Genomic DNA, 22,113 nt, shown 5'->3' with positions numbered 1-22,113 from the left:
TGCCTCCGCTGTACGTCCGCATCGACCTCGACGGTCCCACGCGTCCCTCCCAAGGTCGCCCGGCGGCAGAGGGCCGGGTCAGGCGCCGAGTTCGCGAACCGCCTCCGCGAACGCGTCACCGCGCTTGTTGTAGTTGGCGAACATGTCCATCGAGGCGCAGGCCGGGGCCAGCAGCACCGTGTCGCCGGGCTGCGCGAGCCGCTTCGCCTCCTGGACGGCCTGGAGCATCGCCCCAGTGTCGGTCCGGTCGAGGTCGACCACGGGTACCTCGGGGGCGTGTCGCGCCAGGGCTTCGCGGATCAGGGCGCGGTCGGCGCCGATGAGGACGGCGCCGCGCAGCCGCCGCGCCGACTTGGCGACCAGCTCGTCGAAGGTGGCGCCCTTGGCGAGCCCGCCCGCGATCCACACGATCGAGTCGTACGCCGCCAACGAGGCTTCCGCCGCGTGCGTGTTGGTGGCCTTGGAGTCGTCGACGTACGCCACCCCGTCCACGTCGGCGACGTGGGCGATGCGGTGGGCGTCCGGGGTGAAGGCCCGCAGTCCGTCGCGGACGGCCCGGGCGGGTACGCCGAAGGCGCGGGCCAGGGCCGCCGCGGCCAGGGCGTTGGCGATGTTGTGCGGGGCCGGCGGGTTCACGTCGGAGACCTCGGCGAGCTCCTGGGCGTTCTTGTGCCGGTCCTCCACGAAGGCGCGGTCGACCAGGATGCCCTCCACGACGCCGAGTTGGGACGGCCCGGGCGTGCCGAGGGTGAAGCCGATCGCCCGGCAGCCCTCCTCGACGTCCGCCTCGCGCACCAGGTCCTCGGTGGCCTTGTCGGCCGCGTTGTAGACGCAGGCGACCCGGTTGCCCTCGTAGATACGGCCCTTGTCCCTGGCGTACGCCTCCATGGAGCCGTGCCAGTCGAGGTGGTCGGGGGCGAGGTTGAGGACGGCGGCCGAGTGGGCGCGCAGCGAGGGCGCCCAGTGGAGCTGGTAGCTGGACAGCTCCACGGCCAGCACGTCGTACTCCTCGTCGCCGAGGACGGCGTCCAGCAGCGAGACGCCGATGTTGCCGACGGCGGCGGTGCGCAGGCCCGCCGCCGTGAGGATGGAGGCGAGCATCTGGACGGTCGTGGTCTTGCCGTTGGTGCCCGTGACGGCCAGCCAGGGGGCCGCGTCCGGGCCGCGCAGCCGCCAGGCCAGCTCCACGTCGCCCCAGACCGGGACGCCCGCCTCCTCGGCGGCCGTGAACAGCGGCTTGTCCGGCTTCCAGCCGGGCGCGGTGACGATGAGCTCGGTGCCCTCGGGGAGGGTGTCGCCGTCGCCGAGGCGGACGGTGACGCCCAGCGCCTCCAGCGGGGCCGCCTGGGCCCGGGCGCGCTCGTCGTCGCCGTCGTTGACGACGGTGACGTGCGCGCCGAGGCCGTGCAGCACCGTGGCCGCCGGGACGCCGGAGACGCCGAGTCCGGCGACGGTGACGTGCTTGCCCTGGAAGTCGGGGCGTTCCGAAGACACCGAGGAGGTCACTTGTCCGCTGCCCATCCCGCGTAGAAGAGGCCCAGTCCGACGATCACGCAGATGCCCTGGATGATCCAGAAGCGGACCACCACCAGGACTTCGGACCAGCCCTTGAGTTCGAAGTGGTGCTGGAGTGGTGCCATCCGGAAGACGCGCTTGCCGGTGAGCCGGAAGGAGCCGACCTGGATGACGACCGACATGGTGATGAGGACGAACAGGCCGCCGAGGATGGCGAGCAGCAGCTCGGTGCGCGAGCAGATCGCGAGACCCGCGAGCACGCCGCCGAGCGCCAGCGAACCGGTGTCGCCCATGAAGATCTTGGCCGGCGAGGTGTTCCACCACAGGAAGCCCAGGCAGGCGCCCATCAGCGCGGAGGAGACGACCGCGAGGTCGAGCGGGTCGCGCACCTCGTAGCAGGCGCCCGGGTTGGTCAGGTCCAGCGCGTTGGCGCAGGACTCCTGGAACTGCCAGACGCCGATGAAGGTGTAGGCGCCGAAGACCAGGACGGAGGCGCCGGTGGCCAGACCGTCCAGACCGTCGGTCAGGTTCACGCCGTTCGACATCGCGAGGATCATGAACAGCGCCCAGACCACGAACAGCACCGGGCCGATCGTCCAGCCGAAGTCCGTGATGAACGACAGCTTCGTGGACGCCGGGGTGTTGCCGCGGGCGTCCGCGAACTGCAGTGAGAGCACCGCGAAGGCGATGCCGACGATCAGCTGGCCGGCCATCTTCGCCTTGGCCCGCAGACCGAGCGAGCGGCGCTTGACGATCTTGATGTAGTCGTCGAGGAAGCCGACCAGGCCCATGCCGACCATCAGGCCCAGCACCAGCACGCCGGAGTACCTCGGCGGCTCGCCGCTGATCACCTTGGAGAGGAAGTACGCGGCGACCGTCGCCAGGATGAAGGCGATGCCGCCCATGGTCGGCGTACCGCGCTTGCTGGCGTGCTCGCGCGGGCCGTCGTCGCGGATGTACTGGCCGTAGCCCTTGCGGGCCAGCAGCTTGATCAGCAGCGGGGTGCCGATCAGGGTGAGGAAGAGGCCAATGACTCCTGCGAACAGGACCTGATTCATCATCGGGCGGCGACCTCACCCTCGGCACCGGTCTCGAGCAGCGCCTCGGCCACCTTCTCGAGCCCGACCGAACGGGACGCCTTCACGAGCACGACGTCCCCCGGGCGCAACTCGCTGCGCAACAGGTCGACCGCCGCCTGTGCGTCGGACACGTGCACCGACTCCTCACCCCACGAACCCTCGTTGTATGCGCCCAGTTGCAGCCAGGCGGCTTCCCTGCCCCCGACCGCGACGAGCTTGCTGACGTTGAGCCGGACGGCGAGCCGTCCGACCGCGTCGTGCTCGGCGAGCGCCTCGTCCCCGAGCTCGGCCATCTTGCCGAGCACCGCCCACGTACGACGCCCCTTGGCCATGGCCGCCAGCGCGCGCAGCGCGGCCTTCATGGACTCGGGGTTCGCGTTGTAGGCGTCGTTGACGACCGTCACGCCGTCCGGGCGCTCGGTGACCTCCATCCGCCAGCGGGAGAGGGAGCCAGCCTCGGAGAGCGCGACGGCGATCTCGTCAGCGGACATGCCCAACTCGTGGGCGACGGCGGCCGCGGCGAGCGCGTTCGACACGTGGTGCTCACCGTACAGGCGCATGGTCACATCGCTTGCACCGGAGGGTGTGTGAAGCCTGAAGGAGGGCTGTCCGCTGTCCGTGAGTCGCACGTTCTCGGCACGAACATCCGCTTCGCCGGACTCTCCGAAAAAGATCACCTTCGCCTTCGTACGGGAGGCCATGGCCCGTACGTAGGGATCGTCCGCGTTGAGGATCGCGGCACCGCCGTCGGCCTCGGAGGGCAGCGCCTCCACGAGCTCGCCCTTGGCCTGGGCGATCTGCTCGCGGCCGCCGAACTCGCCGATGTGGGCGGAGCCGACGTTGAGGACGAGACCGATCCGCGGGGGCGTCAGCCCGGTCAGGTAGCGGATGTGCCCGATGCCGCGGGCCCCCATCTCCAGGACGAGGAAGCGGGTCTCCTCGGTGGCGCTGAGGGCGGTGAGCGGCAGCCCGATCTCGTTGTTGAGGGAGCCTGGCGTGAACACCGTGGGCGCCTTGCGCTGCAGCACCTGCGCGATGAGGTCCTTGGTGCTGGTCTTGCCCGCCGAGCCGGTGAGGGCCACGAGGGTGGCGCCGAGGCTCCGGACGACGTGCCGGGCGAGGGCGCCGAGGGCCGCCTGGACGTCCTCGACGACGATCGCGGGGACGCCGACCGGGCGGGTGCCGAGCACGGCGGCCGCGCCCGCGTCCACGACCTGCCGCGCGAAGTCGTGGCCGTCCACGCGTTCGCCGGCGAAGGCGACGAAGAGGCTGCCGGGCACCGCCTCGCGGGAGTCCCGGACGACCGGTCCGGTGACCTGTACGGACGGATCCGGTATGTCGTGCGTCTGCCCGCCGACGACTGCTGCGATCTCGGCGAGGGAGAGGGCGATCACAAGTTCATCCCCTGGGTCTTCTGGATTTTCATCCCTGGGTCTTCCGGATTGCTTCGCGGAGCACCTGGCGGTCGTCGAAGGGACGGACCACCCCGGCGATGTCCTGGCCCTGCTCGTGGCCCTTGCCCGCGACCAGCACGGTGTCCCCGGGCTGCGCGCGGGCGACGGCGGCGGCGATGGCCGCGGCCCGGTCCTCGAAGACCTGCACCTCGCCGCGCTGGTGCGCCGGCACGGAGGCCGCGCCCTGGAGCATGGTGGCGAGGATCGCGAGGGGGTCCTCGGAGCGGGGGTTGTCGGAGGTCAGCACGGCGGTGTCGGCGAGCCGGGCCGCGGCGGCGCCCATCGGGGCGCGCTTGGTGGTGTCCCGGTCGCCGCCGCAGCCGAGCACGACGTGCAGGCGGCCCTCGGTGACCTTGCGCAGGGCGCGCAGCACCGACTCGACGGCGTCGGTCTTGTGGGCGTAGTCGACGACCGCGAGGTACGGCTGCCCGGCGTCCACGCGCTCCAGGCGGCCCGGCACGCCCGGCACGGCGGCGATGCCGTCGGCGGCGGTCTGCGGGTCGAGACCGGCGGCGGCCAGGGCGACGACGGCGGCGAGGGTGTTCGCCACGTTGAAGGGGCCGGGCAGCGGGGCCTTGGCGCTGATCCGCTCGCCCTTGGGGCCCACGACCGTGAACGTGGAGTCGAGCTGGCCGATCCGGACGTCCTCGGCGCGCCAGTCGGCGTCGGGGTGGCCCTCGGCGGAGTAGGTGACGACCGGGACGGTCGCCTCCTTGGCGAGCCGGCGGCCGTACTCGTCGTCGGCGTTGACCACGCCGAGCCTGCTGCGCTCCGGCGTGAACAGCTGCGCCTTGGCCCGGAAGTAGTCCTCCATGTCGGAGTGGAACTCCATGTGCTCCGGGCTGAGGTTGGTGAAGACGCCGATGTCGAAGACGCAGCCGTCGACCCGGCCGAGGACCAGCGCGTGGCTGGAGACCTCCATGGCGACCGCCTCGACGCCGCGTTCGCGCATGACGGCGAACAGGGCCTGCAGGTCGGTGGCTTCGGGGGTGGTGCGCTCGGACTTGATGCGCTCGTCGCCGATGCGCATCTCCACCGTGCCGATCAGGCCGGTGGACCTCGCGGTCCGCAGGCCGCCTTCGACGAGGTAGGCGGTGGTGGTCTTGCCGGAGGTGCCGGTGATGCCGATCTGGAGCAGGTCCCGGCCGGGGTGGCCGTAGATCGCGGCCGCCAGTTCGCCCATCCGCGCGCGCGGGTCGTCGACGACCAGGACCGGCAGGCCGGTCGCGGCGGCGCGGTCGGCGCCGGACGGGTCGGTCAGCACGGCGGCCGCGCCGAGGCCGGCGGCCTGGGTGACGAAGTCGGCGCCGTGCAGGCGGGCACCGGGCAGGGCGGCGTACAGGTCGCCGGGGCGGACGGCGCGCGAGTCGTGGGTGATGCCCGTGATCCCGGCGGTGTCCTGCGGTGCGGCGACACCCAGCTGACCGGCGAGTTCCGCGAGGGGTGCGGCGGAGACCCGCGCCGGACGGGGCGGTCCCGGATATGTCACGGGATGACCCTTCTGGGTGGTTTGGGACTGATCAGCGTGTGGCACGGCGGTGAGCGTACCGGGCGTACCCGCCCGGGAGCGAAGCGAGGGGCCGGGGGCGCTCTGGTTCCCGGGGCCGGGGGTGATCGTTGTCACGGGGTGGTCCTGGTGGCTCGATGGTGCTCGGTGCTGTTCAGGGCTTGCGGGTGACGGGCCGGGGCCCTGCGGCCGCGGTCAGGGCCGGAAGGTGACGGGCAGGTTCGCGGGCTGGGTGCCGGTCGGCGGGATCTGCAGGGTCTTCAGGGCGAACTCCATCACCTGCTTGTAGACCGGCCCGCAGATCTGGCCGCCGAAGTAGCTGCCCTTGGTGGCGTTCTGGATGGCGCAGTAGACGGTGACGCGGGGCTGGTCGGCGGGCGCGAACCCGGCGAACGACGAGGTGTAGCCGTGGTACTTGCCGGTGGCCGGATCCACGCGGTTGGCCGTACCCGTCTTGCCCGCCACCCGGTAGCCGGGGATGCGCGCCTTGGTGCCCGTGCCCTCCTCGTCGTCCACGACCGACTCCAGCATCCGGGCGAGGGTCTTCGCCGTGCCGGCGCTGACGACCCTGGTCTTCTCGGGCTCCGGCGCGGCGCTGAAGCGTCCGTCGGGTCCCTTCGTGCCGCGCACGAGCGTCGGCTCGACGCGTACGCCGCCGTTGGCGATCGTCGAGTAGACGGACGCCGCCTGCATCGCGTTGATGGACACGCCCTGGCCGAAAGGGATCGTGTACTGCTGCGAGGTCGACCACTGGTCCGGCGGGGCGAGGATGCCCTTGGTCTCGCCGGGGAAGCCGAGCCCGGTGTAGCCGCCGAGGCCGAACTTGCGCAGGTAGTCGTAGAGGACCTTGTTGGCCTCCTTCTGCGTCTTGCCGAGCTGCCCGGTGGCCAGGATGGTGCCGATGTTGCTGGACTTGGCGAGCACGCCGTTGAGCGTGAGGTACCAGGTCGGGTGGTCGACGTCGTCCTTGAAGAGCCGGTCGCCGCGGTGCAGCCGGTTGGGCACCACGACGTGGGTCGTCGGCGTCGCCGCGTTCTCCTCCAGGACGGCCGCCATCGACATCACCTTGGCGGTGGAGCCGGGCTCGTAGGCGTCCTGGAGGGCCGCGTTGCCGAGCGCCGCGGGGTCGGCGTCGGACAGGTCGTTCGGGTCGAAGCCGGGCGAGTTGGCCATGGCGAGGATCTCGCCGGTGCGGGTGTCCTGGACGATCACGTAGCCGCGGTCCGCGCCGGACGTCTCCACCTGCTCGGTGATGGCGTTCTGCGCGGCCCACTGGATGTCGCGGTCGATGGTGAGCTCGATGTCGCTGCCGGGCACGGCCGGCGTCTCGGTGGAGCCCACGGTGGGCACCAGGCGGCCGCCGGACTGGGCGTAGCGGATCTTGCCGTCCTTGCCGGAGAGCTGCTCGTTCAGCTGGAGCTCGATGCCGCCGCCGGCCTTGTCCTCGGCGTTGACCCAGCCCAGTATCCCGGCGGCGAGGTCGCCGTTGGGGTACACGCGCTTGCTGGTGGGTACGGCGAAGACGCCGGAGAGGACGTTGACGGTGGTGCCGTCCGCCTCGGCCTTCTTGGTCAGCGCGCTCTTCAGGTCCTTGATCTGCTTCCAGACCTGGGGGGTCTGCCGCCCGGCGAGCTTGGTGTAGCGCAGGTTCCTGTTCTCGGGCCGCAGCTTGGCGACGAGGTCGTCCTGCTCCTGTCCCAGGATCGGCGCGAGCAGCGCGGCCGCCTGCTCGGGGCCGTCGGCGACCTTCAGCTCCCCGGGGGCGAACATCGTGGGGTCGGCGGTGATGTCGTAGGCGTCCTCGCTGGTGGCCAGCGCGATGCCGTTGCGGTCGGTGATCTCGCCGCGCTCGGCGGCCAGCACCTGCCCGACGTACCGGTTGCGCTCCGCCTTCGCGGCATACGTGTCGGCGTCGACGGCCTGCACCTGGAAGAGCCGTACGACGAAGGCGGTCAGGACGAGGGTCAGCGCCAGGCCGATCAGCCGCAGCCGGGGGCGCGGGCTGCCCAGGCGGATGGCGCGCGGGGCCGGGCGCGCGGCGGCGGGGCGGCGGGCCGGGCGGGCGCCCGGGCCGGGGCGGCGCCGGGCGTCCGGGCGGACGGGCCGGGCGGGGCCGGGCACACGGCGGCGCGTCGGTTCCCTGTCGGACACTTCCGTCACCTGCCGGGGGTCGGGGCCGTGGAGGGCGTGGGGGCGGGATCGGCCGTCGGGGGCGCGGGCGGGAGCGTCTGGGTGCGCATCGCCTCGGGGGCGAGGACCAGGGGCGCCCGCGCGCCGGCCGGCCGGGCGGCGGCCGGGCCGGGGACCCCCTTGACCGTGCCGTCGGGGTTCAGGAACGCCGGGTCGCCGCCGGGCACCATGCCGAGCTCGCGGGCGCGGCGCTGGAGGGCCTCGGGGGCGGAGTAGGCGTCGATGTCCCGCTCCAGGGCCTGCTCCTCGTCGGTGAGGTCCTTGGTCTCCCGCTGGAGGTCGTCGAGCTTGAACGCGCCCTCGCTCAGCGCGGAGTTCAGCACCAGCAGCCCGATCAGGCCGCCGCCGAGGAGCAGGACGACGAGGAGCACGAAGGGGGTGCGGGCCGCCTGCGCGCGCCCCGTCGGGAGGAGCTGGGCGAGCCGGGCCGCCCTGCCCCTCAGTTCGGGTTTGCTACTCACTGGCGTTCCCCTCCGCGGGCCTCACTCGGCGTCCTCCCTGATGCGTTCGGCGCCGCGCAGCCGCGCGGGTGCCGCCCGCCGGTTCTCGGCGATCTCCTCCTCGGTGGGAAGTTCGGCACCGCGGGTGAGCAGCTTGAGCCGGGGCTGGTAGCGCTCGGGGACGACGGGCAGCCCGGGCGGCGCGGTCGTGGCGGCGCCCGCCGCGAACACCTGCTTGACCAGCCGGTCCTCCAGCGAGTGGTACGACAGCACGGCGATCCGCCCGCCGACGGCCAGCGCCTTCACCGCCGCAGGGACGGCCCGCTCCAGCACCGACAGCTCGCCGTTGACCTCGATGCGCAGGGCCTGGAAGGTGCGCTTGGCCGGGTTGCCGCCGGTGCGCTTGGCGGCCTGCGGCAGCGCGTCGCGGATCAGTTCGACCAGGCGCGCGCTGGTGGTGAACGGCTCCCTCTCGCGCTCGCGCACGATCGCCGCGACGATCCGCTTGGCCTGCTTCTCCTCGCCGTACGCCCGCAGGATCCGCACCAGCTCGCCCGGCGGGTAGGTGTTGAGGACCTCGGCGGCGCTCATGCCGGTCGTCTGGTCCATGCGCATGTCGAGCGGGGCGTCCTGGGCGTAGGCGAAGCCGCGGTCCGCCTCGTCGAGCTGCATGGAGGAGACGCCGAGGTCGAACAGGACGCCCTGCACGCGCGCGATGCCGAGCCGGTCCAGCACCTCGGGCAGCTCGTCGTACACGGCGTGCACGAGCGTGGCCCGCCCCCCGTACGGCGCGAGCCGCTCGCCGGACAGGCGCAGCGCCTCCTTGTCGCGGTCGAGCCCGATCAGACGGGCCTCGGGGAACCTCCGCAGCAGCGCCTCGCTGTGCCCGCCGAGGCCGAGCGTGCAGTCGACGACCACGGCGTCCGGCCGCTCCAGGGCGGGTGCCAGCAGGTCCAGGCACCGCTGGAGCATCACCGGGACGTGTCGACTCTGGCTCAAGGGGCCCTCTCAAGCTCGGCGCGGCCGTACGCACCGCCGGGTCCCCGCCCTCCCCCGGCTTCGCCGGGTGACCCCGGTGAAGGGGAGGCCCGCCGGCGCCGGAAGCGTCAGCCGACCGGGAGCGGGAGGAGGCCGAGCCGTACGTACGCGCCGCGCACGTGGGGAGATCTCCGGAACGTCGCCCAGGTCTCCGGGGGAATTCGTCCAGCGGGGAGAGTCTCCGCGGAGAACCTCGCCTCCCGCTTCGCGTCACTTTAGTGCACCCTGTCTTGCGGTCAATCAACCGGCCTGCGCGTCGCGGCCGCCTCGGGCCGTGGCTATGGAGTAGCTCACATCCGGGTTCAATGGCGTTCTTTTGTCCCGTATCACAGGAGGCCGGTTCCGGGTGTGACCAGTACCGTCATGATTATGACGACTTCCGCATCGGTTCCCGCAGGCTCCGAAGCCGCCATCGGCGGCGGCACCGTGACCGACCGCCTCGTCGAGGCCAACGCCCGGTACGCCGCCGCGTTCACCGACCCCGGGATGGACGCCCGTCCCGTCCTCAAGGTGGCCGTCGTGGCCTGCATGGACGCCCGTATCGACCTGCACGCCGCACTCGGCCTGGAACTCGGCGACTGCCACACCATCCGCAACGCCGGCGGTGTGGTCACCGACGACGTGATCCGCTCGCTGACGATCAGCCAGCGCAAGCTCGGCACGCGCAGCGTCGTCCTCATCCACCACACCGGCTGCGGCATGGAGACCCTCACCGAGGACTTCCGCAGCGAGCTGGAGACGGAGATCGGACAGCGCCCGGCGTGGGCGGTGGAGTCCTTCAGCGACGTCGACCAGGACGTGCGGCAGTCCATGCGGCGCGTGCGCACCTCGCCGTTCCTGGCGCACACCGACGACGTGCGCGGTTTCGTCTTCGACGTGAAGACCGGCCTGCTGCGGGAGATCGACGCCGCCTGACCCTCCCGACCTGCCCGTCCCGTAACGTCCTGCTGTCGGAAACCTGTCGTTCAGGAGACGAAAAGGCCGCAAGACCGGACATGTCGCTGCCGGATGTCCACAGGCGAGTGACACGAATCGGTAACGGCGGCAAGAATGCGGGAGTGGTGTCACGCGGAACTGTTCACGCGTGATGTCCGTGTTACGGGGCGGGCCGGTCGGAGTGCCGGCCCTGGAAGATGGGGTAACCCCGCTCTTCACGAGCTGCGGGGAAAGGCCGAGGAGGGCCGGGTGACGACCTATGACGATCGAGCGAGCCTCACTGATCTGACCGCCGTGGTCGAGCGCGTGCGGAGTTCGGTGGAAGGCGTGATCGAGGGCAAGCCCGAGGTCGTACGGCTCTCGCTGACCGTACTGCTCGCCGAGGGGCACCTGCTGATCGAGGACGTTCCCGGTGTCGGCAAGACGATGCTGGCCAAGGCGCTGGCGCGGTCCATCGACTGCTCGGTGCGGCGCATCCAGTTCACGCCCGACCTGCTGCCGTCGGACATCACCGGCGTGTCCATCTGGGACCAGCAGCGCCAGGACTTCGAGTTCAAGCCGGGTGCCATCTTCGCGCAGGTGGTGATCGGCGACGAGATCAACCGCGCCTCGCCCAAGACCCAGTCCGCGCTGCTGGAGTCGATGGAGGAGCGCCAGGTCACCATCGACGGCAAGACCTACGAGCTGCCCAGCCCGTTCCTGGTCGTGGCGACGCAGAACCCGGTCGAGATGGAGGGCACCTACCCGCTGCCGGAGGCCCAGCGCGACCGCTTCATGGCCCGCGTCTCGGTCGGCTACCCCAGCGCGGAGGCCGAGCTGCGCATGCTGGACGTGCACGGCGGGGTCTCCCCGCTGGAGGACCTGCAGCCGGTGGCGCACGCCCACGAGATCGTGAAGCTGATCGAGGCGGTGCGCGGCGTGCACGTCTCGGACGCGGTCCGGCGGTACGCCGTGGACCTGGTCGGCGCCACCCGCACCCACCCCGACCTGAGACTGGGCGCCTCCCCGCGCGCGACGCTGCACCTGCTGCGCGCGGCGAAGGCGTCCGCCGCCCTCAGCGGCCGGGAGTACGCGCTGCCGGACGACGTGCAGGCGCTCGCCGTGGCCGTCCTGGCCCACCGGCTGCTGCCCACCGCCCAGGCCCAGCTCAACCGCCGCACCGCCGAGCAGGTCGTCCACGAGATCCTGCAGCACACGCCGGTGCCCGCGACGTCCCACCAGCAGAGCGGCTTCGGTCTGGGCCGCGGCGCGCAGGCCTACCCGCAGCAGCCGCCGCGGAGGCTGTGATGACCACCCCGTCCGCCGGGGGCACCGGGTACACGGAGGCCGACCGGGGGGACCGGAACGGCATCCGCACGGCCCTGGCGGGCCTGACCACCCGCGGGCGTTCCTTCCTGGCCGCCGGCGTCGCGGCGGCGGTCTGCGCCTACGTGCTCGGGCAGAGCGACCTGCTGCGGGTCGGCCTGCTGCTGGCGGTCCTGCCGCTGGTGTGCGCGACCGTGCTGTACCGGACCCGCCACCGGGTCGCGGGCAGCCGCCGCCTCTCCCCCGCGCGCGTGCCCGCCGGCTCCGAGGCCCGGGTCCACCTGCGGATGGAGAACGTCTCGCGGCTGCCGACGGGCCTGCTGATGCTCCAGGACCGGGTGCCGTACGTGCTCGGCCCGCGCCCGCGCTTCGTGCTCGACCGGGTCGAGGCGGGCGGCCGCCGCGAGGTGTCCTACCGGGTCCGCTCCGACCTGCGCGGCCGCTACCCGCTGGGACCGCTCCAGCTGCGCCTGAGCGACCCGTTCGGGCTGTGCGAGCTGACCCGGTCCTTCTCCACGTACGACACGCTGACGGTGGTCCCGCGCGTGGAGCCGCTGCCGCCGGTGCGGCTGAGCGGCGAGGGCCAGGGGTACGGCGAGGGCCGGCAGCGCTCGCTGGCGCTGGCCGGCGAGGACGACGTCATCCCGCGCGGGTACCGCTACGGCGACGACCTGCGCCGGGTGCACTGGCGCTCCACCGCCCGCTACGGCGAGCTCATGGTGCGCCGCGAGGAGCAGCCGCAGCGCGCCCGCTGCACGGTCCTGCTCGACACCCGCGGCATCGCCTTCCAGGGCGCCGGCCCGGACTCGGCCTTCGAGTGGGCGGTGGCGGGCGCCGCCTCCGTCCTGGTGCACATGCTGGAGCGGGGCCTCTCGGTGCGGCTGCTCACGGACACCGGCGACGCGGTGCCCGGCGAGGGCGGCGACGGGTTCTCCGGCGCGAGCCAGGAGTCGGCGGACGCGGCGGGGCTGATGATGGACACGCTCGCGGTGATCGACCACTCCGACGGGGCGGGCCTGTCCCGGGCGTACGACGTGCTGCGCGGCGGCGGCGAAGGGCTGCTGGTGGCCTTCCTCGGCGACCTCGACGAGGAGCAGGCCGCGGTGGCGGCCCGGATGCGGCAGCGCAGCTCGGGCGCGGTCGCCTTCCTGCTCGACAGCGGCACCTGGGGCCGGGAACCGGCCGGCGTGCCCGGCCCGTCGGACAAGGGCGGGGAGCGGCTGCGGATGCTGCGCGAGGCGGGCTGGACCGTGGTCGGCGTGCCGCGGGGCGCCTCCGTGGCCGAGCTGTGGCGGCAGGCCGACCGGGAGCGCACCGGCGTGGCCGCGGCCGGCGGGACGAGGGACGGGGGGACACCGTGATGAGCGGGCGGACACGACTGACGCTGGGCGCGTGGGCGGCGACCCTGATGGCCGCGTGCGCCCTGCTGCCGCTGGTCGAGCCGTCCACCTGGATCCTGCAGGCCGCGTTCCTGCTGGCGGTGCAGTCGGGGGTGGGCGCGGCGACCCGCCGGGTGCCGCTGCCCCGGCCGCTGACCGTGGCGGCGCAGGCGCTCGTCACGGTGCTGCTGCTGACGCTGGTCTTCGCCCGCGAGCACGCCTTCGCCGGGCTCGTACCGGGCCCGCGGGCGCTGGACCACTTCGGCGAGCTGCTGCGTCAGGGCTCCGACGACATCGCCCGGTACGCGATCCCGGCGCCGCTGACGTCCGACGGCATCCGTCTGATGCTCCTCGGCGGGGTCCTGATCATCGGGCTGCTGGTGGACGCCCTCGCGGTGACCTTCCGCAGCGCGGCCCCGGCGGGTCTGCCGCTGCTCGCGCTGTACTCCGTGGCGGCGGGGCTGTCCGACGGCGGCCTGGACTGGCTGTGGTTCCTGCTCGCGGCGGTCGGCTACCTGATGCTGCTGCTGGCCGAGGGACGCGACCGGCTCTCCCAGTGGGGCCGGGTCTTCGGCGGCGCGGGCGGGGAGCCGGGCGCCACCGTCGCCCCCGTGCGCACCGGGCGGCGCATCGGCGTGCTGGCCCTGGGCATCGCCCTGGTGGTGCCGCTCGGCCTGCCCGCGATGAACGGCGGCCTGCTGGACGCCGCCGGCGCCGGCGTGGGCTCCGGCAGCGGGGGCGGCGGCACGATCTCCGCGGTGAACCCGCTGGTGTCCCTGCGCGACAGCCTGAACGTGGACGAGGACCGCCAGGTGCTGTCCGTGCGCAGCGAGACACCGGACCGCAGCGACCTGTACCTGCGGATCGTCTCCCTGGACGACTTCGACGGCGAGACCTGGAAGCCGTCCAAGCGGCGCATCGAGCCCGTGCCGGACGACGCCTTCCCCACCCCGACGGGGCTCGGCCCCGGGGTGAAGCGCACGGAGTTCGACACCACGATCGCCGCGGCCGACTGGTACGCCCAGGACTGGCTGCCGATGCCCTACCCGCCGAGCGGGGTGCAGCTCCGGGGCAACTGGCGCTACGAGCCGGTGGGCATGACGCTGGTCGGCGACCACGGCCAGAACACCCGCGGTCTGACGTACGGCGTGAAGAGCCTGGACGTGCAGCCGACGGCGCAGCAGCTCGCCTCGGCGCCGGAGGCTCCCGCGGCCCTCGAGCGCGAGTTCACCGAACTGCCGGAGTCGCTGCCGCCGGGCGTGGCCACGACCGCCCGCCGGATCACCGAGGGCGCGGCGAACCACTACGACGAGGCGGTCAAGCTCCAGGACTGGTTCGCCGTGAAGGGCGGCTTCGAGTACGACACCCGGGTGGAGGTCGGCAGCGGCTCGCAGGCCATCGCCCGCTTCCTGCGGGACAAGCAGGGCTTCTGCGTGCACTTCTCGTTCGCGATGGCGGCCATGGCCCGTTCGCTCGGGATCCCGGCCCGGGTCGCGGTCGGCTTCGCGCCGGGCACCCCGCAGGCGGACGGCTCGGTGTCGGTGGGGCTGCGCGACGCCCACGCCTGGCCCGAGCTGTACTTCGAGGGCGTGGGCTGGACGCGTTTCGAGCCGACCCCGACGCGGGGCTCGATCCCGTCGTACACGGTGCCGGACACGCCCGGCATCTCGGTGCCGGACCCGGCGCAGCCGTCGGAGGCGGCGTCCTCGGCGCCCTCCGCCGCGCCCTCGGCGACCGAGAGCTGCACGCTGCAGCAGCGCAGGCTCGACGGCGGCTGTGCGAGCTCGTCGCCGCAGGCCGTGCTGGCCGCGGACGACGACGGCCCGAAGTGGTACACGGTGCTGGCGTGGGTCCTCGGCGGCCTCGTGGCGCTGGCGCTGCCCCTGGCACCCCTGCTCTGGCGGCGGCGGACCCGGGCCGTCCGGCTGGGGGCGCACGGCCGCTCGGACGCGGACGCGGCGGCGCACGCCCTGGCGGCCTGGCAGGAGCTGACCGACACCGCGTGGGACTTCGGCATCGTGCCGGACGAGTCGCTGACCCCGCGCAAGGCGGCGGCGCGGATCGTGCGGATCGGCGCTCTCGACCCGGCGTCCGCCGCGGCGGTGCACCGCGTCGCCGACGCGGTGGAGCAGGTCCTGTACGCGCCGCACCCCCGCCCCACGGCGGGTCTCACGGAGGACGTCCACCGCGTCACCGCGGGCCTGCGTGCGACGACGGGCCGCAGGACGCGGCTTCGCGCGGTGCTCGCCCCTCGTTCCACGGTCCGCGTGGTGTGGGCGGCGTCGGCGTGGTGGTCGGGTGTGCGGACACGGGTCCTGGCGATGCGGCCCACCTGGCGGAAGCCTTCGGGGCAGCAGGGCTGAGGAGCGGGGCGCGGGGGCTGAGAGGCGAGGCGCGCCGGCCGGCTGATGCCGGGGGGAGGGCCGGGTCCCGGGGATCCGGCCCTCAGGGCGTACCGAGGAGAGGCGGCCTCCGCGCAACCACGCACGGCGGACTGCACTCACGGCGTACGGCGAGGGCTCCGCTGCCGGTGGGCCCCGACGGCGGGACACCCCTTGATCCGGGGGCGGTGCGTGGACAGGGAGGGGCGGCGACGCGCCCGGTCCTCGGCGACCGCCTCGCCACTGCCCGCCGTGCGCGCGCATGCGTCAGGGGGGTGACCACCCGGCGGTGGTCACCCCCCTGCACACGTCTTCACTTGTGACCCGGAGCGTGATCGTCCGGGAAGCGCTAATGGCCCTGCTCGTCGCGGCGCCGCTGCCAGCGCTCCTCGATGCGGTTCATCATGGAGCGGCGCTGCCGGCCCTGATGGCGGGCGTGCGGTGCCCCGGCGGGCTGTTCGCCCGGCTTGGGGGCCTTGCGCCAGCCGGTCACCGCGAGAACCGCGCAGCCCAGCATGACGAGGAAGCCCACCACGCTGAGCCAGACCTGCTGGGCGACCATACCGGCCATGAGGAGCGCAATACCAACGAGGAAGCCCGCGACCGCCTGGTAGACCCGCCGCCGGGTGTACGTACGCAGCCCGCTTCCCTCAAGCGCCGACGCGAACTTGGGATCTTCGGCGTACAGCGCTCGCTCCATCTGCTCGAGCATGCGCTGCTCGTGCTCCGAGAGCGGCACGGAGTCCTCCTCATCGTGCAGTCGCCGGGGCGACGCGGGGGGTCCCTTCAGGATAGGCAGGGAATCGCCCCCGTGAAACCCGCCCCTCTGCGCCAAATGGCCAACCGGAGCCGCCATGGACGCCCGGCTCGCTGAGGCTCTCATTCCCCGGCGGCCGACCCGTCATGCCGGACGGTCTCCCTCGATCATACGGCGCCGCGCCTCCGTTCGGGGGGCCTGTGGCGTACTCCATCCGCAGCCGCGCCGCTGATCAGCGGCGCGCGGGCCGACGCGTCTCAGGCCCCGGCGGACGCAGGCGGCTCGTGCGACTCCTGCGTCTCCTGTGCCTCACGGGTCTCACCCAGCACGTGGAGCTGCGTGGCCACCGAATGGAACGCGGCGAGTTCCGCCGCGGCCTCCTCCAGCTTGAGCAGCGCCTCCAGGGCACCCGGCTCGGTGTCCACCAGCACGCCGGGGACGAGGTCGGCGAAGACCCGCACGCCGTGCACGGCGGCGACCCGCAGGCCCGCGTCCTCGACCAGCCCGGTGAGCTGGCCGGCGGTGAAGCGGCGCGGCACGGGGTCACCCGCGCCCCATCGTCCGTCCGGGTCCTCCAGCGCGTGCTTGGCCTCCTTGAAGTGACCGGCGAGGGCGCGCGCGAGCACGGCACCGCCGAGGCCGGCGGCGAGCAGGCTGAGGACGCCCTCGGGGCGCAGCGCGGCCACCGCGTTGCGGACGCCCTCGGCCGGGTCGTCCACGTACTCCAGGACGCCGTGGCACAGCACCACGTCGTAGCCGCCGCGCTCGGCGACGTCGAAGAGGCCGTGCGCGTCGCCCTGCACGCCCTGCACCCGGTCGGCGACGCCGGCCTCGGCGGCGCGGCGCTCCAGCGCGAAGAGGGCGTTCGGGCTCGGGTCGACGACGGTGACGCGGTGGCCGAGTCGGGCGACGGGCACGGCGAAGTTGCCGCTGCCGCCCCCGGTGTCGAGGATGTCCAGCGCCTGCCGCCCCGTGGCCTTGACCCGGCGGTCCAGGGCGTCCTGGAGGACCTCCCAGACCACGGCGGTACGGAGTGAGGCGCGGGGGCGCATCGGGTCCGACACGGCAGTTGACTCCTCGGCGCGGCACCGCCCCCTGCTGGGCGGAGCGAACGGGGCCTGCCCGGTCCGGCTGCGACAGGGAAGGCTTCAGGCGCCCTCCACCCTATTGCCTCGGCCGCCGCGCCAGGTCACCCCGGTGTCCCGGCCCGCGCGGAGGCCGGGCGCGCGTCCGGCCGTCCCCCGTCCGGGGCTCAGCCCGCGTCCGGCATGTCCCGGCCCGTGCCGCGACGGTCCTGGTCCGTGCCGCGCGGGTCCCGGTCCGTGCCGGGCCGGTCCGGCTGGTCCGTGTCCGGGCGCGGCTGCGGAAGGACCGGCTGGAGGACCAGCATGCGCTCCACCAGGCGGAGGAACATCGCCACGTCGCGTATCAGGTCGTCGGCGTCCCGGCTGCCGGCCGCGCCCTGGACGCCCGCCTCGGCCAGGGCGCGGCGCCGGGCACCCGAGGCGAACAGGGCGCTCCACTCGGTGAGTTCGGGCGCGATCTCGGGGAGCACTTCCCACGCGCTCCGTATCTTCGCCCGGGCCCGCGGCGAGGTCTCCGGCCGGCCCCGGGCGGCGAGCACGGCGGCGGCCGTGCGCAGGGCGGCGAGGTGGGCCGTCGCGTAGCGCTCGTTCGGCGTCTGGAGGCCGGTCGCCTCGTCGAGCCCCGCGCGCGCCTGGGCGAGCAGGTCGAGGGCGGCGGGCGGCGCCGAGGCCCGGCGCAGCACGGGGTGGACGTCGCTCGCCGGGCCGGTCAGTGAGGGGGCAGGGCCGGTGGCGCGGCGCCGGTGGGCGGCTGCTGCGTTGGAGCGGGCCATGACGAACCTCCTGTCGTCTGCGTGACGGCACACCTGCTACGGGAATGCCGTATGTGCCCATCGTGAGGTATGGCACTGACAATCCGATCTGACCTGGTGTTCTTTCCGGTAGCCAGACTCCGGGCGTCCATCCCTTACGGCCGGGTGGATCCGGTTGCGGCGGGAGCGGTGAGCCCGGTGGGGAGCCTCCGCGGGCGGTGCCGGGGAGGCGCGAGGGACGAGGCCGGGAAGAGGCGGCAGGGGTACGGCCCGGCCGGCCGCGTGGCGCGGACCGGTTGTGCTCGCGTTCCTGGCGCCGGCCGCCTTCGCCTTCGACACCGAGGGGAACCTGCCGGTCGGCCTCCTGGAGCCCGTCTCCGCGAGCCTGCGGGGCCGGTGCCGGTGCCGGCGGGGTCGGCCTCTTGGCACCGGTCACGGCGCGACGGTCGCCGTGGCGTCCCCGCCGCTCGCCCACGGTGTGCGGGCCGTGCCCCGGCGCCGTGTGCTCACGGGGCTGCCGGCCGCGCTGGTCGTGTCGGGTGCGGTCGCCGCGCCGGCGACCTCCCGTCGGCCGCTTCCCGTGGCGCGGCTGCTGACCGCGCTCGCCCAGGCACCGTCCCGGGCCGTGACGGGGCCGGTCGCGGTGGGTCCGTTCGCGCCCGAGGTCCGCGGGCGGGTGGTCGGGGCGCCGTCCGTCGCCGGTTCGCCCGGCCTTCGTGCTCGGTGTTCCCGCCGGGACCTGGCCGGGCCGGCGGACCGACTGGCGGGTGCCCGTCGCCGTGCCGGCGGGGCTGGGGCTCGTCTCCCTGGTGGCGATCGCCGTCGCGCTGCCGCCCTCGCGTCCGCAGGAGGAGCACGCCGCCTACGGGACGGGCCCGACGGCCGCCGGTTCGGGATCGTGCCGGCGGCCGGGGCACTGTCCGTCGCCGGGGCGTTCGCGGGGTTCACCTGCATCGTGAGGTTCCTGAGCGACGTGGGCGGGTTCGCCCCGAGCACGGTCCCGCCCTGTTCGCGGCTTTCGGAGTGGCGTGCCCGGCCGGAGTGAGCATCACCGGGGTGCTGCCGGCCCGCTTCCCGCGCGCCGCGCCGGCCCGCCCGTGCCTGAACCGACCCCCCGGGAACGCCCGGCACAACCGGGCACGGCACACGTGCGCCGGATCGGCGGGAACGGATCACCCGCGGTTTTGCGTCGGCCGGACGTTCGGGCTAGCTTTTGCACTGACCAGTCAGTTCAAATCGAGGTGACGAGTGCAGGGGGTGGGTGTGCCGTGGGCGGAATCGCCGTCACGGCCCGGGACCTCGGGCTCAAGGGGCCCCGCGGGTGGACGTTCCGCGGGGTCTCCCTTGACGCGCGGCCCGGCGCGCTGATCGTGATCGAGGGGCCGTCCGGCTCCGGCCGTACGTGTCTGCTGCTCGCGCTCACCGGGCGGATGAGGACCACCGAGGGGACGGCGGTCGTGGGCGGGGCCCCGCTGCCGAAGCGGATGGCTGCCGTGCGGCGGGTCAGCGCCCTCGCCCACGTGCCGGGGGTCACCGACCTGGATCCGGCGCTGACCGTCGGGGAGCACCTGCACGAGCGGGCGCTGCTGCAGCACCGGTACGGCGGCTCGCTGCGCGCGCTGCTGCGGCCGCGTGCCGAGCGCCGGAGCGAGGAGAGGCGGCGGACCGACGCCGTGCTCGCCGCCGCCGGCCTCGACCTGGAGGCCCTGCCCAAGGGCGGCCGGACGGCGGTGCGCGACCTGGAGCGCGTGGAGGTGCTGCGCCTGTCGGTCGCCCTCGCCCTGCTCGGCGGCCCCCGGCTGCTCGGGGTCGACGACACCGATCTGAAACTGTCGGCCGCCGAGCGCGCCGAGGTCTGGGCCCTGCTGAGGTCGATCGCCGAGAGCGGGACGACGGTCCTGGCCGTGGCCGGCGAGGCCCCCGACGGCGCGGTGGTGGTGTCCACCGCGGCGACCGCCGGCCGGGACGACGCGGCGGACGCAACCGAAGAGACCGAAGAGATCGAAGAGGCCCGAGGGACGCAAGAGACCCAAGGGACGGAAGAGACCGAAGAGACCGACCGGGCGGACCCGACCGAGCAGGCCGACCCGACCGAGCAGGCCGACGCGACCGGCCGGTCCGGCCGTACGGACACCTCCGACCGAGCCGACGAAGCGAAGGAGGCGGCCGATGCGCTCGCCGAAACTGGCCGCGCTTGAGCTGCGGCGCTTCGGCCGGGGCAGGCTCCCGCGGGCCGCCCTGGTCGCCCTGCTGGTGCTGCCCCTGCTGTACGGCGCCCTGTACCTGTGGTCGTTCTGGGACCCGTACGGCCGGCTGGACCGCATCCCCGTGGCGCTGGTGAACGAGGACAAGGGCGCGCGGGCCGACGGGGAGCGGATCACGGCGGGCGACGACATCACCGAGGGACTGCGGGACAGCAAGACCTTCGAGTGGCACGAGGTGAGCGCCGCCGAGGCCCGTGCGGGCGTCGAGGACGGCACGTACTACCTGTCGCTCACCATGCCCGCCGACTTCAGCCGGCGGATCGCCTCCAGCTCGGGCGACTCCCCCGAGACCGGCGCCCTGCAGGTGCGGACGAACGACGCCAACAACTACATCGTCGGCCAGATCTCCCGGACGGTCTTCGGCGAGGTGCGCCGGGCCGCGTCCTCGAAGACCTCGCGCGGCTTCCTGGACAGGATCTTCGTCTCCTTCTCGGACATCCACGGCGAGACCGTGAAGGCGGCCGAGGGGGCCGACAAGCTCAAGGGCGGCATCGGGAAGGCGGAGAAGGGCTCCAGGGACCTGGCCGGCGGGCTGGAGAAGGCCCAGGCGGGCAGCGGCAAGCTGGCCAAGGGCGTGAAGAAGCTGCACACCGCCGCGGGCCGCCTGGCGGACGGCTCCGCCCGGGTCGCGGCGGGCACCCGGACGCTCGCCGACAAGGTCAACGCGATCGACGACCGGATCGGCCCGTTCCTGAAGGACGACGAGAAGGCCATCGGGGACACCGCCCAGCTCGTCGCGGACGGCTCCCAGGCGGCCCGTGACGACCTCGCCGCCCTGGTGAAGCGGGCCCCGGAGGCCGCCGGGAAGGCCCGCACCGCCTCCGGCACACTGGACGAGGCCTACGCCGCCCAGTGCGAGGAGCCGGTCCTGCCCGGCGCCGCCTGCGCCGACCTGGAGAAGGCCAAGGAGGCGGCGGCCGACGTGGCGGTCGTCGCCGGCGACCTGGACACGCTGGTCGGCGACCACGACGCCGAGCTGAAGAAGCTCGACGAGGACCTCGGCACCCTCCAGAAGCAGGCCCAGGCCCTCGCGGACCGCGCGCCGCACCTGTCCGAGGACCTCGACGACGCCGTCGAGAAGGTCAACGATCTCAACGACGGGGCCGCCGCGGTCGCCGCCGGCGCGAAGAAGATCGACAAGGGGCTCGGCACCGCCGAGACCGGCGCCGCGGACCTGGACCGGGGCATCGACGAGCTGAAGACGGGCGCCGACGACCTGAGCGGCGGCATCTACAAGCTCGTCGACGGCTCCGGCAAGCTCGCCGGCGGACTCCACGACGGCGCGGAGAAGATCCCCGACTACGACAAGCAGGACCGCGACCGGCGCACCGAGGTCATGGCGGACCCCGTGCAGCTCGTCTCCCGGGACCTGCACAAGGCGCCCAACTACGGCACCGGTTTCGCCCCGTACTTCATCCCGTTGTCCCTGTGGGTGGGCGCGATGGTGGCGTACATGCTGATCCCGCCGATGAACCGGCGCGCGCTGGCCGCGGGTGCCTCGGCGTGGCGGATCGCGCTGGCGGGCTGGCTGCCGGTGGCGGCGATCGGGATGCTGCAGACCGTGGCGCTGATGTCGGTGCTGCACTGGGCGGTGGGCCTGGAGATGGTCCGGGCGGCCGGGACGGTGGGCTTCCTGTTCCTGGTGACGGCGTGCTTCGCGGCGATCGTGCAGTGGCTGAACGCGCGCTTCGGGGCGGCCGGCCGGATCCTCGTGCTGGCCCTGCTGATGCTCCAGCTGACGTCGGCCGGCGGCACGTACCCCGTGCAGACCAGCCCCGGCTTCTTCAACGCGCTGCACCCCTTCCTGCCGATGAGCTACGTCGTCGAGGCCCTCCGCAGGCTCATCACGGGCGGCGGCCTGGAACCGGTGTGGCACGCGTGCCTGGTGCTGACGGTGTTCACCGCGGGCGCCCTCGCGCTGACCGCGCTGTCGGCCCGCCGCCGCCAGGTGTGGACCCTGGACCGGCTGCACCCGGAGCTGACCCTGTGAGCGCACGCGTACCCGCGGCCTCCGCCGCCGGGCCGGCGGGC

General features: G+C 73.7%; 16 protein-coding genes. 6 read left to right on the top strand and 10 right to left on the bottom strand.

What is annotated here, in order from left to right:
* Positions 1-78: 78 nt before the first annotated feature.
* The 7 genes from murD to rsmH form a co-directional block, all read right to left on the bottom strand.
* Positions 79-1,521 (bottom strand): UDP-N-acetylmuramoyl-L-alanine--D-glutamate ligase, encoded by a 1,443-nt coding sequence (gene murD / locus ACIF8T_RS03960; RefSeq protein ID WP_400030828.1) that lies wholly within the window; start codon positions 1,519-1,521, stop codon positions 79-81.
* Positions 1,503-2,576, bottom strand: a complete 1,074-nt coding sequence (gene mraY, locus ACIF8T_RS03955; RefSeq protein WP_400030826.1) for a phospho-N-acetylmuramoyl-pentapeptide-transferase — start codon at positions 2,574-2,576, stop codon at positions 1,503-1,505. Before mraY ends, murD begins: the two co-directional genes overlap by 19 nt.
* Positions 2,573-3,988 (bottom strand): UDP-N-acetylmuramoyl-tripeptide--D-alanyl-D-alanine ligase, encoded by a 1,416-nt coding sequence (murF, locus tag ACIF8T_RS03950; protein WP_400030824.1) that lies wholly within the window; start codon positions 3,986-3,988, stop codon positions 2,573-2,575. Before murF ends, mraY begins: the two co-directional genes overlap by 4 nt.
* A gap of 28 nt (positions 3,989-4,016) precedes the next feature.
* Positions 4,017-5,537 (bottom strand): UDP-N-acetylmuramoyl-L-alanyl-D-glutamate--2,6-diaminopimelate ligase, encoded by a 1,521-nt coding sequence (locus tag ACIF8T_RS03945; RefSeq protein ID WP_400030822.1) that lies wholly within the window; start codon positions 5,535-5,537, stop codon positions 4,017-4,019.
* Positions 5,538-5,750: 213 nt separating this feature from the next.
* On the bottom strand, positions 5,751-7,706 hold the full coding sequence (locus ACIF8T_RS03940; protein WP_400030820.1) for a peptidoglycan D,D-transpeptidase FtsI family protein: 1,956 nt from the start codon (positions 7,704-7,706) through the stop codon (positions 5,751-5,753).
* 5 nt (positions 7,707-7,711) lie between these two features.
* Positions 7,712-8,206 (bottom strand): septum formation initiator family protein, encoded by a 495-nt coding sequence (locus ACIF8T_RS03935; protein ID WP_400030818.1) that lies wholly within the window; start codon positions 8,204-8,206, stop codon positions 7,712-7,714.
* A gap of 21 nt (positions 8,207-8,227) precedes the next feature.
* Positions 8,228-9,184 (bottom strand): 16S rRNA (cytosine(1402)-N(4))-methyltransferase RsmH, encoded by a 957-nt coding sequence (rsmH, locus tag ACIF8T_RS03930; RefSeq protein WP_400030814.1) that lies wholly within the window; start codon positions 9,182-9,184, stop codon positions 8,228-8,230.
* 408 nt (positions 9,185-9,592) lie between these two features.
* On the opposite strand from rsmH, the gene ACIF8T_RS03925 reads away from it, so the two are divergent.
* The 4 genes from ACIF8T_RS03925 (at position 9,593) to ACIF8T_RS03910 (ending at position 15,206) form a co-directional block, all read left to right on the top strand.
* Positions 9,593-10,138 (top strand): beta-class carbonic anhydrase, encoded by a 546-nt coding sequence (locus tag ACIF8T_RS03925; RefSeq protein WP_400030812.1) that lies wholly within the window; start codon positions 9,593-9,595, stop codon positions 10,136-10,138.
* Between the two features lie 270 nt (positions 10,139-10,408).
* Positions 10,409-11,446, top strand: coding sequence for an AAA family ATPase (locus ACIF8T_RS03920; protein ID WP_400030810.1), 1,038 nt, complete (start codon positions 10,409-10,411; stop codon positions 11,444-11,446).
* Positions 11,446-12,825 carry a DUF58 domain-containing protein gene (locus ACIF8T_RS03915; RefSeq protein WP_400030808.1) on the top strand — a complete coding sequence of 460 codons (1,380 nt, stop codon included), beginning with the start codon at positions 11,446-11,448 and terminating at the stop codon, positions 12,823-12,825. Before ACIF8T_RS03920 ends, ACIF8T_RS03915 begins: the two co-directional genes overlap by 1 nt.
* Positions 12,825-15,206, top strand: a complete 2,382-nt coding sequence (locus tag ACIF8T_RS03910) for a DUF3488 and DUF4129 domain-containing transglutaminase family protein (RefSeq protein ID WP_400030806.1) — start codon at positions 12,825-12,827, stop codon at positions 15,204-15,206. Before ACIF8T_RS03915 ends, ACIF8T_RS03910 begins: the two co-directional genes overlap by 1 nt.
* A 367-nt stretch (positions 15,207-15,573) precedes the next feature.
* On the opposite strand, the gene ACIF8T_RS03905 is transcribed toward ACIF8T_RS03910, so the two are convergent.
* The 3 genes from ACIF8T_RS03905 to ACIF8T_RS03895 form a co-directional block, all read right to left on the bottom strand.
* On the bottom strand, positions 15,574-15,963 hold the full coding sequence (locus tag ACIF8T_RS03905) for a DUF3040 domain-containing protein (RefSeq protein ID WP_400030804.1): 390 nt from the start codon (positions 15,961-15,963) through the stop codon (positions 15,574-15,576).
* A gap of 275 nt (positions 15,964-16,238) precedes the next feature.
* Positions 16,239-17,045, bottom strand: a complete 807-nt coding sequence (locus ACIF8T_RS03900) for a methyltransferase (protein WP_400030802.1) — start codon at positions 17,043-17,045, stop codon at positions 16,239-16,241.
* Positions 17,046-17,233: 188 nt separating this feature from the next.
* Positions 17,234-17,839, bottom strand: coding sequence for an SAV_6107 family HEPN domain-containing protein (locus ACIF8T_RS03895; RefSeq protein WP_400030800.1), 606 nt, complete (start codon positions 17,837-17,839; stop codon positions 17,234-17,236).
* Positions 17,840-19,086: 1,247 nt separating this feature from the next.
* Here ACIF8T_RS03895 and ACIF8T_RS03890 point away from each other — a divergent pair.
* On the top strand, positions 19,087-20,016 hold the full coding sequence (locus ACIF8T_RS03890) for an ATP-binding cassette domain-containing protein (RefSeq protein ID WP_400030798.1): 930 nt from the start codon (positions 19,087-19,089) through the stop codon (positions 20,014-20,016).
* Complete coding sequence (locus ACIF8T_RS03885; RefSeq protein ID WP_400030797.1) at positions 19,988-22,072, top strand: YhgE/Pip family protein; 2,085 nt, start codon at positions 19,988-19,990, stop codon at positions 22,070-22,072. The genes ACIF8T_RS03890 and ACIF8T_RS03885 overlap by 29 nt, the downstream gene beginning before the upstream one ends.
* Positions 22,073-22,113 lie beyond the last annotated feature (41 nt).

It is taken from the genome of Streptomyces sp. NPDC085946, assembly GCF_044540485.1.
Classification (GTDB): Bacteria; Actinomycetota; Actinomycetes; order Streptomycetales; family Streptomycetaceae; genus Streptomyces.
The sequence above is the reverse complement of the archived record's forward strand: the minus strand, read 5'-3'. Positions and strand labels throughout refer to the sequence as shown.